Consider the following 18,307-nt stretch of genomic DNA (forward strand, 5'->3'; position numbering starts at 1 on the left):
ATAATTTTTATAAATAATTACTGTATTTCCATATAATTTATTATAGCATTTTAAATTCTACTCTTCTATATTTTATTCATAGGTATAACTATAGTAATATATATTCTGTATCTATCTATTGACTTCTATATTTTTCAATGATATGATACATAACATAAAATATCGTATTAGGAGATAAGATTATGAATTTAAAAACGAACCTATCAATTTCAAAATTAAATAATGACTTTTTCTTTAGCTTTTTTAGATAGGTTTGTGTCTATATAACAATTATCATAGATACAAACCACACCAATGGAGTGTTTTGTATCTATGATAGCTAAAGAGTTTATGTTGCAATAAATTTAGCCTCATAGATAAACTATGAGGCTTTTTATATCCTAGGTTAAGGGTCTCATAGTATAAACTATGAGTCTTTTTTATTATTATAAATATTTTATATCATATTTCTAGGAGGTAATAAAATTGCAAAACGCTAAAAACAGAGAAAAATTCTCTAGTAAATTTGGATTTATTCTTTCATGTGTTGGAGCTGCTATTGGATTAGGAAACATATGGATGTTCCCTTATAGATTAGGTGAAAATGGTGGTGCTGCATTCTTAATTCCATATTTTATTTTCGTAGTACTACTAGGAACAGTTGGGTTAATTGCTGAGTTTTCTTTTGGTAGACAGTTTAGAATAGGGTCAATGGGTGCACTTAAAAAGGTATTCAAAGAAAGAAATATTAAACATGGCTCTATTATATCTATAATTCCAACCCTAGGACTAACTGGTATATTTATGTTCTATACCGTTGTTATTGGTTGGGTATTAAAATATTTTTTCATAAGTTTATCTGGTGAGATACTAACTATAAATATAGAGTCTTACTTCACTACTTTTATAAATAGTAATATTACAGTATTTTGGCATGGTTTAGCTGTTGTTATAACTTTAATAATAGTTAGTTTTGGAATTTCTAAGGGTATAGAAAAAATAAATAAAATCATTATACCTTTATTATTTATTATATTTATACTTCTAATTGCCAAATCATTAAGTCTACCAGATTCCATGGAGGGTGTGAAGTATCTCCTTACTCCTGATTGGTCATACCTTTTAAATCCAAGTACTTGGGTTATGGCTCTTGGACAAGCTTTTTTCACAGTATCCTTAACAGGATGTTGTATGGTTATGTGTGGTAGCTATACAGATGAAAATTTTGATATACCTACTTGTGCTATAACTACAGCGTCCTTTGATACTTTAGCTGCTATCCTTGCTGCCTTTGTAATAATGCCAGCAGTATTTGCTTTAGGTCTAAACCCTACCTCTGGACCTGCTTTACTATTTGTAACTGTACCAAGTATATTCCAGACTATGAAACTTGGGCAAGTATTAAGTGCTTTATTCTTCTTAAGTATTATTTTTGCCTCTATTTCATCTTCTATCGCTATGTTAGAGGGTCCCGTAGAAGCAATTATGAATTTAACTAAATGGGGTAGAAAGAAGACCACTTATATTACTGCTATTTCAGCTTTTATACTAGCTATACCGTTAAGTTTAAGTAGCCCTTTATTTAACAATTTCACAAATTTTATTACTATAGTACTATCTCCATTGGGTGCATTAATTACTGCTGTTGTATTCTTCTACATACTTGATAGAGATGAGACTCTAGCTCAGTTAAATTTAGGATCAAAATATAAAATTGATATATGGTTTATGAATTTTGGAAAATATGTTTTTGTGCCAACAACTATTATTGTAATAATTTTAGGATTAATATACGGTGGTATTGGTTAATATATAATATAATAAAGCCTATAGTTTTCTTTTATAAAATAAACTATAGGCTTTATTATAATCTTAGCTAAAATTTATATACTTAATAGTAGATAACCACAAGTCTTTTAAATACCTCATTAATATACAATCATATATCTCTATTCATAAGTAGCTTCATTTGCTTTTATCTCTAAATCTTTTGCTAAATCTCTCATGTCTCTAGCTTTATCTTTTAGTTTTTGATCTGCCTTGCTTAAGATTACTCTTCCTAACCATAGTTTAGCATTTGTATAATCCCCTATTCTTCTATATAACTCACCTATAATATATTGTAAAGAATAAATACTTAATCCGTATATTGGAGTTCGTTCATTTTCATAAGCAATAACAAATCCTTGAAGTGCTCTTTCTAAAAATGCCTTCTCATCTTCTTTATTTTCTAGAAGTCTATACATCCATGCAATTTTCAAGCAAATCATTGCCTTTGTACTATCTTTAAATTCTCCTAGCACTGCATTTAGTAATGCAAGTTTATAACGTTCAATTGCGATTTCTTCATTATAAACTTGAGGATATTCTTTACCTTGCCATTGATTGCCTATCTTTACAAGTATAACTTCACGTTTATAGGATTGTATTTTCTGAAAATCACTTTTTAATGCTGCATATCCACATGTTGGACATACCAATACTTCGTAAAAATATGGATTTACCCCCTCATATCTTATAAAAGCATCTGTATCTTTTGATTTTACTTTAGGAACATACGCCTTTACAACTCTACATGTAAAAGCTTTTAAACAAACTGGACAAGTAACCTTCTTATCATAAAGTAATGTATTAATATCAATTTTTGTTGATTTTTTATCTTTTGTTTCTTCATCGTATTTATCTTCTTTTTTTGTATATAACTCTATATCGTCTTCATAATTAAGTCCTAAGCTTTTTAACGAAGAAAAAATTTTAATCATACTAAGTTGCCCCCTACTTTAGTAATGTTCTTCATTTATCATACGCTATAGCATTCTATACTAACAAGTGTATTTAAATATATGTAATTCTACTAACATAAATTTATATTATATCAAATTTATATAATAAAATAAAGGTTTATTTCAATTCATCATGGATTTAGCATTAGGTTAGTAGCTATTATTGTGAGATATTATTAACTTAATTTGATTGAATTTTACCATATATATATATCTTGTAGTAAGTTATTTGCAAGCTTTAGAAACATATATTTATATTTTCAATTTTCATACAACTCTAGTATAATATATTTAGATGGACAAATAAGGGGGGGAAACATAATGAAGATTAATGCTGAAAGAGAATTTGAATTACTAAAGAAAATTGGTTTTGTAAGAGCCAGTGGCTCAGAGGAAGAGTTAAAAGCTGCTAACATTTTATTAGAGGAAATATCCTCAATTGACTATGAAGGACACTTAGAGTCTTTCAAAGCTCCTAGCTCTGTAATTAAAAAAGCTACACTAAAGGTTTTAGAGCCCTTTGAAAAAGAATATAAGGTTGAGCCATATAACTGCTCAATCGGTACACCTGAGGGTGGAATAACTGCAGATTTTGTATACATTGAAGACGGGTTGGATGTGAATTTAGTTGATCTTAAAGGAAAATTTGTACTTATAAATACTCGTCCAAATCCTAAACTTTATAAGAAACTTATGGATGCTGGTATTGCTGGATATATAACTATGTCTGGTACTGCCATGGATGAAGAAGATAAAACTGATATTTCTATAGCTAGAATCCGTGAAAAGAATACACAGCATGGAAGAATACCTACAATTAACATGCGTATGAAAGACTGCTTCCATATGGTTAAGAACAAAACTTCTAAAATCCATGTAGAGATAATCATGGAAGATGTAGAGCTAACTTCTCAAAATGTGGTGGTAACTTTAGAAGGTACTAAATACCCTGAGGAGATAATCTCCTTCGGTGCTCATTATGACAGTGTTCCTTACAGTACTGGAGTATATGACAACGGAGCTGGTTCAGTTATTATAATGGAACTTCTAAGACACTTTAAAGAAAATCCACCAATGAGAACTGTAAAATTTATGTGGTATGGCTCTGAAGAAGTTGGACTTCTTGGAAGTAAAGCTTACTTAAAGGATCACGAGGAAGAGCTTAAAAAACACCTTCTAATGATTAACGTAGACGTGGCTGGCTCTGTTCTTGGAAAAGAAATGGCTCTGATTACTGCAGAGCAAAGTTTAGTTAATTATATTGATCAAATGGCTAAGATTAAAGGTTTCCCACTTAAGGTGGAACAAGACATATACTCAAGTGATTCTACAGCCTTTGCTGATGTGGGAATCCCATCACTTACCTTCTGTCGTTTTGCACCACAGGGTGGAGCCTTCATTCACACAAGAAACGACGTTATGGAATATTTAAGTGCTGAAGCCTTAGAATTGACTACTATTATAACTAAAGAATTCAGTGAATCAGTTATAAATTCAGTAGCCTTCCCAATAGAGAAAAAGATTCCAGAGAACATGAGAAAGAAATTAGATGAATACTTTGATAAAGACCCTAAAAAAGAAGAAATATCCGAAAAGAAATAATAGGAAAAGAAGCTTACATCACCAGCTGTAAGCTTCTTTATTTATATAATTTATGTTACTTGTGATATTCTTGAATCCGCAGTAAATAACGAGGCAATCTCATCCATCACGTTCTACAAAATATCATTAGTATTTTTTGTTTTCACTTTAATCATTATTTCCTGAAAATCTTATCCAAGGATTTTCCTTTTGCTAACTCATCGATGAGCTTATCCAGATAGCGAATTTCCTTCATAATTGGTTCTTCGATATTTTCCACTCGTACACCACAAACCACACCTTTAATTAAAACCCTTGCTGGGTTCGGCTTAGGAGCTTCCATAAAGAAGGTCTCATATGCTATCTGTTTTTCCAATTGAGCTTTTAATTCTTCCTGGCTATATCCTGTGAGCCAACAGATGATTTCATCCACTTCTGCTTTAGTACGTCCCTTCTTCTCAGCCTTTGTAACCAAAAAAGGATAGATTTTTGCTACACTCATTGTATAGATATTATGTTTACTCATAATAAATTCTCCCTTATACAATTTTTTATATTATACCACAAAAATATCTACTCAAAAATGAAAAAATAGAGGTGAGCTTGCACTTCTATTTTACTATAAAATTAAGTCTGCTTTATCTAATCCTAGGAATCTATGAACTTACACCTATTATACTACTAACTTTTATAGAGTTTTATTTATTTGGACTCTTTTGTGTTATTAATATAAATCAATAGTATTTTTTATTATTATAAAGGAGATATCAACCATTCCAGTGGGATAAGCTTTAGCAGAAACACTACTTATAAAATCATTGTTTTCAGAAGCTCTATTCTATGGCTTTATATATTTATATTTTTCATCTAAGTTAATGTTAGTTTCCCAATTTCATTGAGTTCTCTCTCTATTTTCAACTACTATACAATGCATTAAAGCTTTAAATCTTTTATTCTCTCTCACTAAAAAAATCATCACAAAACTTATACCACTTTATCTTATATTCTTCATGAGATATTAACTTAAGGTCATATGGCGAATAGATTTTTCTTTTCCTTGCTTCTTTTACAAAGTCCTCTAGGTAATCATCTGATTCTGTTAAATAGCCTTTTACCTTAGAATATCCCTTACTTACTGCATAATAAAGTCTAGTATGTCCATCCAAAGATATAAAAGAACCATTGATTTTTGTTAGAGGAATGATAATATCTTCTTCATTTTTTATGAAAGACTCTATGGCTTTAACTTTGTCTATATCAACGAAAAACTGTGAAGGCTGAATATCCTTAATAGTTATGTGAAATATATTATTGGGTGGAAAAGCTTTTATTAATTCCATATTTTCCTCATAGAAACTAATAATATGTTCAGAATAAAATCTAAATTCATCTATTAATTGAAATATATCAACTTCCTTATCAAATAATACAATAGCAGAATCTTTATTTATTATTTTAAAACTACATTTATACTTTTCATCAACAATAAAGGCCCCATGTTGATTTAAAATAGTTTTATCAAACCTATCATCCTCATAGCTATTAATTCTTTGTATTTTATGATTCATTTTCTCACTTCCTATCTACTGTTATATCTACATTTTAAACAAAACATTCTCAGCTAATGTATAAAAGCATAAATTCCTCCATAAATCTTTCAGTTAATTGGTTTTGATACAGAAACAAATTATTTTCCTCAACATTTTGTAAATATAGTATATTAATACTATTTTTCTTATTTATTTATAGTAGAGTTCTAAGTATCGTTATACTATCAATTTTTTGAATTAGTATTCTAAATTTAAATCCTAGCTACAATTCTCACAGGCGATGCCTCTGCCTTTATTTTAAGAGGCAATGCAATAATCTCAAATTTATCTACATTCAATAAACTTCCGAGATTTTTCATGTTTTCAATAATAAGAATATCTTTATCTAGTAGCATTTTATGAATTTGAAATGGGTATTTATCAGGAGATGGCAAGTCCATCCCAATCATCTTAATCTTTCTATCTATAAAAAATTCAGCTAACTCCTTTTCAACTATGGGATGGTTAGTAAAATACTCAGCACATCCAAATTGGTTATCAAAACCAGTATATAGAAGAACTATGCTATCCTTTTCTACAATATCTAAATACTTCTTTTTCATTTTAATAATATCTTGGTTTCTAACATCAAGTAAACACCCTTTTCCAATAAACTTATCTGCTGGATAATCATCAATTAAAACATTACTATCTAACATATGACTAACAACATCAATATGAGTTCCAACATGCATACCAGTTTCTAGTTTAGTGTCATTGTATTTATCTTTAACCAAAAATCTATTTTTATATAACTTTAGCTCTTCATCGTAAGGATGAGTACTTAGTCCATTTTCTATGGTATAACTTAAATCAATATATTTATCCATCTATTTATTCTCCTTTACAATTGCTAATCTATCTAATCTCTCCTCTGATGAGAAAACAAAAGCAATAATCAAAAAATCTACTCAAAAGTCCTTTGTCAAAACCCCTTAAGTTATTTCAATAAGGTAGTATTTCCACCACCCGGTGCCTAGTTTTAAATTATGGTCTTCACTTTATAACATCCTGAAAAACGATATTCACTATTTCATTTAAGCTTAAATCTTTATGTATATATACCTCTGGAATGAAGCCTATTAAATCTTTTTCATTCCACCATTTTCTCATTTCTTTCTCTCCGAATTCATGTGCATTAGGTTTTTGTTTATGACGATTTAAGGTTTCTTCAAAAGGTATATTAAAATAATATGCAAAAATTTCATTACCAAATTCATCATGTAAATTTTCAAATAGTTTTTTATACCACTTTGAATTTAAAATACCTTCTAAAATTACAACATTGCAATGCTTTTTCCCATATAGTACAAGTTCATTTAATAGATTAATTGCTTCTGTATCAGGCCCATCTTTCACAAATAACATTTCTCTTCTAACCACATCCTGTGATATTAACATGGTTCCATGACCAAATTTTTTTTGTAATGCCTTTGCTGTTGTAGTTTTACCACTTCCTGAATTGCCCCTTAGTATTATTAACTTAATCTCTTTATCCATATATTATATGTCCTTTCAAATTGACTAAACTAACATTTTATACCACATATTTAAAATATAGATTATACAAACATTGTCTACTATTAATTATATCATTTTATTAAAAATTGTATATTTAAATAGTTTTTATTACTACTTATGATAAGGACTATCTCAAAGTATTTTTTAAGATAGCCCTCATAGATTTTAATTTAATTACTTTAGCTTAACATAATTTGAAAGAGGAACACCAGCAGATATGTGAATGTAGGCATCATCAATATGATCAGCGTCTACTACATAAATAAAATGGGCTTCTTTAGTTTCATTTGGTTCAAAATCGCACAACATAAATTTTATATGTTCATAGAAAGATTTATACTCATCATAATTTTTAAAGCCTAACTTATCAAGCTCCGTTTGATCAATATCTGATTTCTTAGTTTCTTCATGCTTAAGTTGATCAAAATATATTGGTACTTTAATTTTTGCAAGGTCGCTACTAAAATCACGATTATTAGTAAAAGCTTCAAGGGTGCCATCTGGTGTTTTCGTCCTAAGCTCAACTTGTGGATTAATAAATTCGTTTATTAATTTTGTATCAGAATGATTTGTCATGATTACAGTTACGTAGGCAAACTTTAATTTTGCTGTTTCAGTAACTTTTTTCATTTCATTGTTTTCCCATTTAACAGAAACTCTTTTATAATCCTTTAATGTTCCGTCTTTATTTATCATTTTAGAATACTCATCATAATTATGGAAATCACTTTTATCTAATGCAGGTAATTTATCCATAATTTCAGCGTTTTTTACAATATAAGTTAGAGCAGACTTTTTACTAGTTATTTCTTCTCCCATAGCACGTATACCATCAGCAGGAATTGGCCGCTCAGTGGTGTCTCCTGTTCTATCAATAAATTCATGAGTAGCTGGATTATATTGCACCATGAATTTTCCTGGAATTACTTCGTATTTAATGTTTTCTGCTACCTTTTTAAGTTCTTCTAAAGAAATGCCATTAAGTCCGCGAACTCTAATAATTTGCCCATCCCCTTCATAACATAAATCGATAGTACTATCTCCAGCTTTGTATGTGGTAATCAGCGCTTTTGCACCACCAATAGTAGTTTCCTCTATACTTTCATACTTTGGAGGTTCATACACATAGTCGCATTGATATATTATTATCTCACCACCTCCTGCAGAAGCGTCACCATTAAGAAAATATTTGGAGGCATCTCCTTTATATTGTTTATATCCTTCTGGAAGATATCCGGGAGTTATATTGATTAGTGGTATTCCTTCAATAGGAATTTCTGATTGAGCCTCGACAGTAGTAATTCCTGTTTCTTCGTTCTTAGTTGTTGTAAATATAATTCCTTTACTTATCCCATAAGCTGTTAAGGATAGTGCTAAGGTGGCTGTAATAGCTGCAATAAGCACTATAGTCTTTTTCCTTGTCATTCCTTTCCTTTTTCTATTTGATATATGAATAGGCTCTACACTTTTTACCTTTTTAATCATTTTTATCTTCTCACTTTCATATTTTTTTGAGAAATCATGTAGTTCTGTAAATTTATCCAATTCTTCCATAGCATCTTCTTCACCTATAAGATATGTCATTCTATCAATATCAATCTTATTATCCATACATTTCATCTCCCATCATTTCTTTTTCCATCAGTTCTTTTAGCAACTTTCTTCCACGTTCATATCTTTTAGCTGCTGCCTTTTCACTGATATTTAACAATAGTGATATCTCCTTATAGCTAAATTCGTAATAACAACGATACCTAATTATCTCACGGTATTTTGATGGTAAACTAGAAAGTAAATGTATGACGATTTGTCTATCCTCTACTGTTTTTACATAAGCACTTTCTTTTTGATTTTCACTTACCATTGGTTCTTCTAACCCTTTAGTAAATAGTTCAGATTCTTTCATATTCCTACGATATATATCAATTGAAATATTTTTTATTGTGTATGTTATTAATCGTTTTGTCTGTACACTTGCTATACTGTTAATATCTTCTATATATGGAATTAACTTTATAAATGCATCTTGAACTGCATCCTCAGCTTGACCTACGTTATTTAAAATTGAATATGCTATGCCGTACATTTTATGTTCGTAAGCATCATAAAGCTGTTCTAACATGCTATTTTGAATATTTTCATCTGATGAAGATTTCACTTAATCACTCCTTATCCTTTAAGAGTACTCTCAACTAATATAACGAACGAAACTTAAATTTGCGACATTTTTGTATTAAAATATTTTTTTTAATTTATTATACTTAATTTTACTATAATTATCATATATAATTGTTTATTACATTTCTCCATTCTTAAAAATTTAATATTACTTATTATATGATATTTTCACTCATAGAAATAGCTTTAGCCAATTTAAATCAATGGCTAAAGCTATTTTTCACATTTATTTGTACGGTGTATAAATTCTGCTCACCAATTCAAAGATCTGGAGCATCACTTACGGTACGGTTTTCGTACCTTACTCTACGGTGCGTGTTTATATTTCTTAATTATAATTCATTAATTATTTAATTTTATTCTGCTTAAACCAAAGTATAAAATACTCAATAATTTCTAAAATTCTTGTAGATGAATTTTCTGCTTTATCCTTAAGAATTAATTCTATTTCTTTAAATTTTGATTCTTCAGGAAAATAATGATTGAGTATACCTAATATATCTTCTGTATTAATTACCCAGCTTTTATCCTCTGCTGACACTAAACAGTATGCTCCTCTTATAATTCGTTTTAAGGATGACTTTAAATCTAAATTATTAAAATTATCTTTAACTATTAATTCTCTATACTCCGAGAGAGTTCCAATAATATCATTATTTAAAGATTTACATATATTTTTATTAGGTTTCATTTTAGGAAATTTAACAGATAAGTCTTTTCCATATAAACAATCACATATGTGCTTTATCCAAAACCCCCAATAATATAAATTTTCTGGATTTAAAACATCATCTATCATTCCAATATCAAAATCTACCTTTGGAATACTTTTATTTTTATTTAAAAATTGTTCTTTGTCTTTTCTCAAATTATCTAATTCTATTGCATTAAGAGGTGTGTTTATTATTATACATAAATCAACATCAGATTTGCTTAAAATGGCTTCTCCCCTACCAACACTACCATATACATATATGCTATGTAACTTATTACCAATATTATATTTTAATATTTCTATCAATTGTTCTATTAATGTCATGTAATTAGAATTTATATTATCTTTAGATGCAAATTTCATTATATATCCATCTTTATCTGTTCCAATCTTAGTTGGAAAATTCATTTTTATCACCTCTAAAAGTTTAATCTTAATTATATAAAATTAGAATTTATCTAATTACTTTCAATAATTCACTTAGCGATTTAATCTCAATAAAATTTTTATTATTAATGTCAGTATCTTGTTTACGGTTTATAAAAACTGGTGTAAAACCAAAATTTTCAGCTCCAAGAACATCAGCTTCAAAATTATCGCCAATGAAGTAAACTTGTCCCGCTTCAATACTAGCATCATACTCTTTAATATCATCAAATACAATTTTAAACAAATCTTTATGTGGCTTTCTTATCTTATAATCTGCACTAAAATGTACATTAACAAAATATTTTTCTAAATCATATTGGTTAATGAATTTTTTCATTACATCCTTTTTAAATATGGAATTACTTAATAAATAAACAGGAATTCCTAACAACTTAAGTTGCTCTAAAGTAGAAATCGTGTCATTAAATAATTCAGTGGTATTTATTTCTAGTGCACAATTATATAGAATTTCTTCTAGTGGATGATTCACTTTAAAACCATATTTATTTTTGAAATCTAAAAGCTCATCTTCAAATGCTAATTCTGAATTATCCTCGCATCTTTTATCATAAAGATCTTTCCAATATGTAACTGCATACTCTAGAAATTCAACTTTATCCGTATCTTCTGATAAAATACTATCATGTAGATAACATAAGCCCGAATTAAAATCAAATTTAATATCATGAAGCAATGTGTCAAATAAGTCAAAAACTATAACTCTAGCTTTTCGCATAAAACCCCTCCATAAATTACCGCTTGTCTATTACTCAAAATTGTTCATAATTTTATTGTAACATATTTTGTAAGTATGCTATTGCTTATGATAAAGTATTTTTACTTATAAAAATAGCTTTAGGCATTCATATCAATGCCTAAAGCTATAAACCGCACTTGGTCTTAAAGGAAACTCGACTCACTTCGTTAGCTGAGTAAGTTCGCCTAACTAAATCAAAAATTTAGAGGCTTACTTATTGTATGATTCACCGTATCCATTGCAAGTAAGGTTTTCGATTTTAATTATATACATCTTCTCCCTATAGTTTTTTCCACTTAGAATTTCTTCCCTTACTTACAGCTTCTATCTTTCCTTCAACTCTCAACTTTTCAAACACTCTATTTATAGTGGCTTCTCCCACATCAGGACATATAGTTCTTATTTCATTCTTAGTAAAATACCCTAATTTACCTTCTATAGCCATTTCTATTCTTTCACTCTTACTGCCCTTAGTATTTTCAATACAGCCTACTCTATCCTCTAATTCCTTATATGCTTTTATAATAACTCCAAGAAAATATTCAAGCCATATATATAAATTATTTTTCCCATCATGCCATAACATTGATGATTTATTCAGTGCTTCATAGTAAGTTTCTTTGCTATCCTCAATAATTTTTTCTAGACTAATAAATCTTCCAACCTCAAAACCACTTTGATACAAAAGTAAAAGTGTTAATAATCTAGACATTCTTCCATTTCCATCATTAAAAGGATGGATGCAAAGAAAATCTAATATAAATGCAGCTATTAAAACTAATGGCTCTATCTCTTCTTTTGCAATCTCCTTTCTATATTCTTCACAAAGTCTCTCCATATAGCTTGGAGTACTAAAAGCATCTACAGGCTTAAATCTTATATATTTAGTTCCATTAGGCAATATTTCTTCAATCACATTATCAGTATTTTTATAATTTCCACCTTTAGCTGATGAAAATTTATATAAATCTCTATGTAATTGTAATAATACAGATGATTTTACAGGTATAGCATCAAAAGCACTATGAATAGTATTTAATACATCTCTATACCCTGCTATCTCACTTTCACTTCTATCCCTTGGTTCTATTTTGTTATCCATTATTTCACGCAATCTTTTATTTGACGTATAAATACCTTCTATTCTATTAGATGATTCCGCACTTTGTATAACTGCTACATTTTTAAGTGTGCTTAATATTTGAGGGGATTGTTTTTTATATAAATCTTGCTTCCCCTTATATTCATTTATAGTAGTTAACATTCTCACTATACTCATTGGTAATGATAAGTTATTCAATTTATTATTTTCAAAAGAAATCATTATATATTCTCCCTCATTCATATTATATTTTTATTATTTCATTTTATCATAAATATAATCATTTAAATTAAAATGATTATATTTTTTCTTAAAATACTATATTAAAATAAAATAAACCTTATCATTTAACTATAAACGATAAGATTTATTCTTAATGTGGAATTATTATAAGATTTTCAATTTATTAAGTTATAAGTTTATATTTGTATTTGTATTTGTATTTGTATTTGTATTTGTATTTGTATTTGTGCCAAGTGTGTTCATTTTGTGTAATTAATATCAAGTATCTTTTTAATAATAATAGCTACAATGTCACTAACTGATTTGCTACCATCTACTACAAAATCAGCACTTAATTTTGTAGAATCTAAACCGTATAAATAAGCATTTCTTCCTTGTGTTAAATAATGATTCATGTCATCAAATATATTGCGAATAGTTGTATTATCATAGTCTCTAATAATTCGTCTTGCTAATGCAATATCCAACGGAGTATCTATAAATATTGAATAATCAATATATTTAGCAATCAAATTATGCCTGTATCCAAAAGGATAATCCATAACAATAAAATCCGGTGTTTTATTTATTAGCATTTCTATATCTTCTGCTAACAAATCAAGATTGAATACATTAACATCGGCACCACCTTCAATCCATTTACAAATATCGTCTACACCACTATCAGAATCATAGGATCTATCATCAAAATATAATGTTTTTGAATTTGGTAGTTGCTTTTGCAACTCTTTAGTTATTGTTGTTTTTCCTCCGCCAGATATAGCGTTGATGGTAATAACATATGGTTTCTTACTCATAGCAAAATTCACCCCCACCAATTTACTATTTATATTATATTTAAAAAGTATATTGCACTACCGATTCTACTATTAATTATATATTTTTTATATACTGTATATAAAAATCATTTTATCTTATTACTTATGGTACGGTATTTTTACTTATAAAAATAGCTTTAGGCATTCATATCAATGCCTAAAGCTATAAACCGCACTTGGTCTTAAAGGAAACTCGACTCACTTCGTTCGCTGAGTAAGTTCGCCTAACTAAATCAAAGATTTAGAGGCTTACTTATGGTACGGTTCACCGTATCGGTATTAAGTGAGGTTTTTTTATATAATAATATGATTAATAAATTAAATAAATTTCCTTTATTAATCATATATGAAATGATTTAATTCATAGTTCAATAAACTATGATATCCTTCATGAACATTATTTTTATTTAAAGTAGGATATCCAAAACTAGGGTTTATACATCTTCGTCCTAATTCTAAAAGATAATTACATTCATGATTTTTTTTCTCATTTTTAATCGCCTTATGTATATCAAAACATGTTCCTGCAATCCCTATTCCAATTCCTAGCATGCCTAATTCTTTTCTCATAGCTTCAGAGATATTAGTAATTGACTCCATTACTGGAATAGCAATTGGAATTACAGCTGTTTTTACTCCTAAAAAGCCTGATACCTTTATATCTCTCATTCTTTTCTTATACTCTTCTTTTGATTTTTTTATCTTTAATATATATTCATTTAAAATATCTTTAATTACTTGACCGTCACAACACCCACTTAATGCATTATTCAACTCATTAATGCTTTTAAAAAATTCCCTTCTTTCATCATTAGAGTTATTTCTAAATTTTATCAACTCATTTGGAGTTAGATTAATAATACTATTAGGTATTACCTCACTAATTGTTACAGCGCTTAAAGCTGTTACATCCTCATCCAATATTTCCGAGTCAATTTTCCCATTATAATTAAAAAAGTTTCTTCCACACCAAGCTTCTGAACTATCAGTTGAAAGTATTAGATTATTTTTTTTAGCTATATTTCCTGCCAAATACAACATATATAACGAAGCCATTTCATCATCAACATCTAACCAATCACTATTTTTTATATCTTTAGCTAAAATCATTTCTCTTAATTTCACATCAACTTTATCTTTATGAAATTTAGTATATTGTTCGTTACGATATTTTGCACTTTCTAATGCACATGCCCATGATTTCTCTTTATCATTAATAAATAACGTAAATTCTTCTACAGACTCTTTTGAGTATTGCTTTGGGTCCATAGACTTAACAAAGTCACTTTCTTCTATTAATCTTCTTATATTTTCACAATCTTTAGGTTTATATCCTGCTGGTACGATACGATAAACTTTATCCCATAATAAAGCTGCTGACCAAAGCCATAAAGGATTTTTAAATTCAATAGTTGGATAATATAATGTAAAATTATTTTCATTCATATTTTATCACCTCAATTTTATAATTATATTCCTTGATATATTCTATATATTTTACAGGTATATCTCCTTGCACATGAACATATTCTCCTATACTGCGATAATCTTTATCAGCCTTATCCCCTTTATATCTGACTATATTTTCATATTTTGTTGTATACTTAGATTCTTGTCTACTTTTTAAATCTGATGAATTTGTTTTATAAACTATAAATCCATCATTCTCTAGCCTATTCTCATCTAAATAAATTGCAATTATATTTTTCCCCTTTTCTTTTAGAAAAATAGAAACTAGAACATCATTATTGTTAAATGTTTCAAATGATATAACATCCTTCTCTCTCCCATTTTTTCTTCGTGCCTTTATAACACCATCTTGCAATACTTTTTCATATGCATACATAGTTGTTAAGTGCCTTATCATAATATACCTCCATAAATCCTAAAACTAGTCTTCAATAAAGTAATCTGTATCTATCTTTTTAACTTCATATACTATTTCTGTAGATACTCCAACATTAAATTCAATCATATATTGTGCTAACTGCATACCATCAATTAAAACTATATTTTTTGTATTTATAGCTTTAACATACTCTCTAGCTTCTTTAGAAAAAGTTGAAGTTGTTATGAAAATCCCCTTACTTGCCCCTGGAGTGTCTAGTGCACCAGAAAACTTTTGAATTTCAGGTCTTCCAACTACTGTGTCTTTCCACCTTTTCGCTTGAATATATATACTATCTAAACCAAGCCTATCTTCATTAATTATTCCATCTATACCTTCATCACCTGTTTTCTTAGTTGCTCTTCCTGCCTCTTCTCTTGAACCACCATATCCCATCTTAATCAATAACTCTATTACCAATTTCTCAAAGAATTCAAATGAACATGAGTTGATTTTTTCTAATATTTCATCTGCTAATGAGGTCTTTAAATCTTCAAAAGCATTTGCAATTTCTTCTGATGGTGTTTTTTCATTTAATGCTACTTCATTATTTTCATTATGATTTTGATCTCTATTACTTGAACTTACAAATTCATAAAAACTATCATATCTTAATAAATCTTTAGATTTTAACTGCTTTGGATTTTGTTGCAACAATTCTAATCCTAATTTAGTAATCCTAACCAAACCCCTTTTAGGTGCCTCTACTAGTCCAGCTTTCTTCATATAAGTTTTTGCCCAATTTACTCTATCATAAAATACTCTCTTTTTACCACTTGGAAAGCATAAGTTCATTTCTTCTTCTGTAATATTCAATTTTCTAGCCAATATCTCAATACATTCATTATTAGTATAGATCTCATTACTTCTTAACACTTCTAATAATGGAAGCATTATTCTTTCATATGTTGGTATTGCCATATACTATCTCTCCCCATAGTTTTTTTAAATTTATCTATTTAAATTCCATAAGATAATTATACCATTTTAACTTATATAGCAATCTCTAAATTTAAAGTATTTATTCCAATATTTCTTAAAATAAAACAAGAAGGAGTACCCTTCTTAGATACTCCTTCTTGTTTACTTATATACTCTATTAAATTATCATTTATTTTTAACTTTATTGAATCTATTTCTCTTAGTCTGTTAATGGTTATTTCTGATATTATCATGTGAATTAATAATTTCTTTTCTTCCCTACTACCACTCTTTTCAAGAAGCATACTAAAGTTTTCTAGTACACTCTTTATTAATTCATAGGGTACTTGTTGCTCAGTATCTTCGCTTATCGCTACTGTGTAAGGTTCTTTTTCTTCTAGTAATCTTTGTATTTTTTCGTTTAATTCTTCCTTCCTACTGAAGAACTCTTCTTTAGAGATTAACTCATCCTCATATGCTTCAAATATTTTTCCCTTCTTTTTGTCTAACTTTTCTAGTTCTTTATCTATTCTTTGAGTTTCCTTTTTAGCAGGGGCAACTCTGGTTTTTCTTTGTTTATTTATATTAGCTACAATAGCCTTTATCATCGTCTCATTAGATAACAGTTCCGATAGCTTTTCAAAAACATACTCATTTGCTTTCTCTACATTTATTGCATTACTATTACATACTGCTGTTCCTTTATTCTTCCATGCTCCACAAGCATAGTATGTTGCTTTAGTTCCGTCTTTTCTCTTCTTACCATTTCTCATTATTACCATTCCAGCACCACACACTGGACATTTTAATATTCCTGTTAATGGATACTCACCGTCATAGATTCTTGAAGGCTTACCTTTCTTTTCTTCCATTATAGCTTGTACCCTATCCCATGTATTCATATCAATTATAGCTTCATGTATTCCATCTACTATTATTGGTTCTGGATTAATATTACGTCTTCTATTCTCACTCCATTCTTGTCTTAAGTTATATCTTATCTTACCTATGTATACTGGATTAGTAAGTATATCTTTAATTGAACCTACTGAAAAATCATTTCCCTTCTTAGTCTTATATCCTAAGTAATTAAGTTTAGTAGTTATAGCTCTATATCCTTTTCCTTCATTAGCATACATACTGAATATTAGTTTAATAATTCTTGCTTCCTCTGGATTTATCTGTAGTTTAGTTTCTTTCCTCTTCTTTTTTTCTGAATCTTCCATGGGAACTAAATCATAACCTAAAACTCTATTTCCACACCAAAGACCCTGTCTAGCTCTTGCACACATTCCCATCTTAACATTCTGTGCTATTGTACCTCTTTCGAATTCCCCTATAAGTGCCATCATCTGAAATTGCATTTTACCTGCTGGGGTATCTGTTTCAAAAGGCTCTGAGTAAGATTTAAATGTAATGTTATTCTTTTCAAAGGTATCTATAATCTTTAATACATCTGCAAGTTTACGACTAATACGATTAATCTTCCATGAAATTACCATATCAAAATTCTTGTCTTCAGCATCCTTTAGCAATTCTTTTAGTGCAGGTCGATGTTTAATGTCCTTACCACTAATACCTCTATCCGAATAACACTTATAAACCTCGTAGTTATTCCTTCTACAATAATCCATCAGCAATCTTTCTTGCTCATCTATACTGTAACCTTCTTCTGCCTGTTCCAATGTAGAAACCCTAGTGTATATTGCTATTATCTTCTTTCTATTCATAACACACTTCCTCTCTTGTACATAGTTAATACTTAGGGTTTCTAGAATTATTTTAGAAACCCCCTAACCACAT

General features: G+C 28.8%; 17 protein-coding genes. 2 read left to right on the plus strand and 15 right to left on the minus strand.

The window, feature by feature from the left end:
- Window positions 1-465: 465 nt before the first annotated feature.
- Window positions 466-1,788: a sodium-dependent transporter gene (locus B3630_RS06340; protein ID WP_346896528.1), complete on the plus strand. Its 1,323-nt coding sequence runs from the start codon at window positions 466-468 to the stop codon at window positions 1,786-1,788.
- A gap of 140 nt (window positions 1,789-1,928) precedes the next feature.
- Here B3630_RS06340 and B3630_RS06345 read toward each other — a convergent pair whose 3' ends face one another.
- Window positions 1,929-2,741 (minus strand): DUF2225 domain-containing protein, encoded by an 813-nt coding sequence (locus tag B3630_RS06345; protein WP_346896530.1) that lies wholly within the window; start codon window positions 2,739-2,741, stop codon window positions 1,929-1,931.
- A gap of 342 nt (window positions 2,742-3,083) precedes the next feature.
- Between B3630_RS06345 and B3630_RS06350 the strand changes: the two genes are divergently transcribed.
- Window positions 3,084-4,364, plus strand: coding sequence for a M28 family peptidase (locus tag B3630_RS06350; protein ID WP_346896532.1), 1,281 nt, complete (start codon window positions 3,084-3,086; stop codon window positions 4,362-4,364).
- Between the two features lie 154 nt (window positions 4,365-4,518).
- Here the strand turns inward: B3630_RS06350 and B3630_RS06355 are convergent, their stop codons facing one another.
- The 14 genes from B3630_RS06355 to B3630_RS06420 all read right to left on the minus strand — a co-directional run bounded on the left by B3630_RS06355 (window position 4,519) and on the right by B3630_RS06420 (window position 18,234).
- Complete coding sequence (locus B3630_RS06355; RefSeq protein WP_346896534.1) at window positions 4,519-4,869, minus strand: DUF2200 domain-containing protein; 351 nt, start codon at window positions 4,867-4,869, stop codon at window positions 4,519-4,521.
- 424 nt (window positions 4,870-5,293) lie between these two features.
- Window positions 5,294-5,911, minus strand: coding sequence for a hypothetical protein (locus B3630_RS06360; protein ID WP_346896536.1), 618 nt, complete (start codon window positions 5,909-5,911; stop codon window positions 5,294-5,296).
- A 233-nt stretch (window positions 5,912-6,144) separates the two neighbouring features.
- Window positions 6,145-6,762 (minus strand): cyclase family protein, encoded by a 618-nt coding sequence (locus B3630_RS06365; RefSeq protein ID WP_346896538.1) that lies wholly within the window; start codon window positions 6,760-6,762, stop codon window positions 6,145-6,147.
- A 166-nt stretch (window positions 6,763-6,928) separates the two neighbouring features.
- Complete coding sequence (locus B3630_RS06370) at window positions 6,929-7,432, minus strand: kinase (RefSeq protein WP_346896540.1); 504 nt, start codon at window positions 7,430-7,432, stop codon at window positions 6,929-6,931.
- A gap of 195 nt (window positions 7,433-7,627) precedes the next feature.
- Window positions 7,628-9,064 (minus strand): DUF4367 domain-containing protein, encoded by a 1,437-nt coding sequence (locus tag B3630_RS06375; protein WP_346896542.1) that lies wholly within the window; start codon window positions 9,062-9,064, stop codon window positions 7,628-7,630.
- Window positions 9,057-9,611: a sigma-70 family RNA polymerase sigma factor gene (locus B3630_RS06380; RefSeq protein WP_346896544.1), complete on the minus strand. Its 555-nt coding sequence runs from the start codon at window positions 9,609-9,611 to the stop codon at window positions 9,057-9,059. The genes B3630_RS06375 and B3630_RS06380 overlap by 8 nt, the downstream gene beginning before the upstream one ends.
- A gap of 366 nt (window positions 9,612-9,977) precedes the next feature.
- Window positions 9,978-10,754 (minus strand): nucleotidyltransferase domain-containing protein, encoded by a 777-nt coding sequence (locus B3630_RS06385; protein WP_346896546.1) that lies wholly within the window; start codon window positions 10,752-10,754, stop codon window positions 9,978-9,980.
- 46 nt (window positions 10,755-10,800) lie between these two features.
- Window positions 10,801-11,511 carry an HAD family hydrolase gene (locus B3630_RS06390; RefSeq protein WP_346896548.1) on the minus strand — a complete coding sequence of 237 codons (711 nt, stop codon included), beginning with the start codon at window positions 11,509-11,511 and terminating at the stop codon, window positions 10,801-10,803.
- 301 nt (window positions 11,512-11,812) lie between these two features.
- Window positions 11,813-12,856 (minus strand): Fic family protein, encoded by a 1,044-nt coding sequence (locus tag B3630_RS06395; RefSeq protein ID WP_346896550.1) that lies wholly within the window; start codon window positions 12,854-12,856, stop codon window positions 11,813-11,815.
- 260 nt (window positions 12,857-13,116) lie between these two features.
- Window positions 13,117-13,674: a hypothetical protein gene (locus B3630_RS06400; RefSeq protein WP_346896552.1), complete on the minus strand. Its 558-nt coding sequence runs from the start codon at window positions 13,672-13,674 to the stop codon at window positions 13,117-13,119.
- Between the two features lie 357 nt (window positions 13,675-14,031).
- The gene (locus tag B3630_RS06405; protein ID WP_346896554.1) at window positions 14,032-15,141 is read right to left on the minus strand and encodes a hypothetical protein; all 1,110 of its coding nucleotides are present in this window, start codon (window positions 15,139-15,141) and stop codon (window positions 14,032-14,034) included.
- Window positions 15,134-15,562, minus strand: coding sequence for a hypothetical protein (locus tag B3630_RS06410; protein WP_346896556.1), 429 nt, complete (start codon window positions 15,560-15,562; stop codon window positions 15,134-15,136). The genes B3630_RS06405 and B3630_RS06410 overlap by 8 nt, the downstream gene beginning before the upstream one ends.
- Before the next feature lie 24 nt (window positions 15,563-15,586).
- Window positions 15,587-16,504 (minus strand): restriction endonuclease, encoded by a 918-nt coding sequence (locus tag B3630_RS06415; protein ID WP_346896558.1) that lies wholly within the window; start codon window positions 16,502-16,504, stop codon window positions 15,587-15,589.
- A 71-nt stretch (window positions 16,505-16,575) separates the two neighbouring features.
- Window positions 16,576-18,234: a recombinase family protein gene (locus tag B3630_RS06420; protein ID WP_346896560.1), complete on the minus strand. Its 1,659-nt coding sequence runs from the start codon at window positions 18,232-18,234 to the stop codon at window positions 16,576-16,578.
- Between the last annotated feature and the right edge of the window lie 73 nt (window positions 18,235-18,307).

The organism is Clostridium sp. UBA7503 (assembly GCF_002477055.1).
Taxonomy (GTDB): Bacteria; Bacillota; Clostridia; order Clostridiales; family Clostridiaceae; genus Clostridium_J; species Clostridium_J sulfidigenes.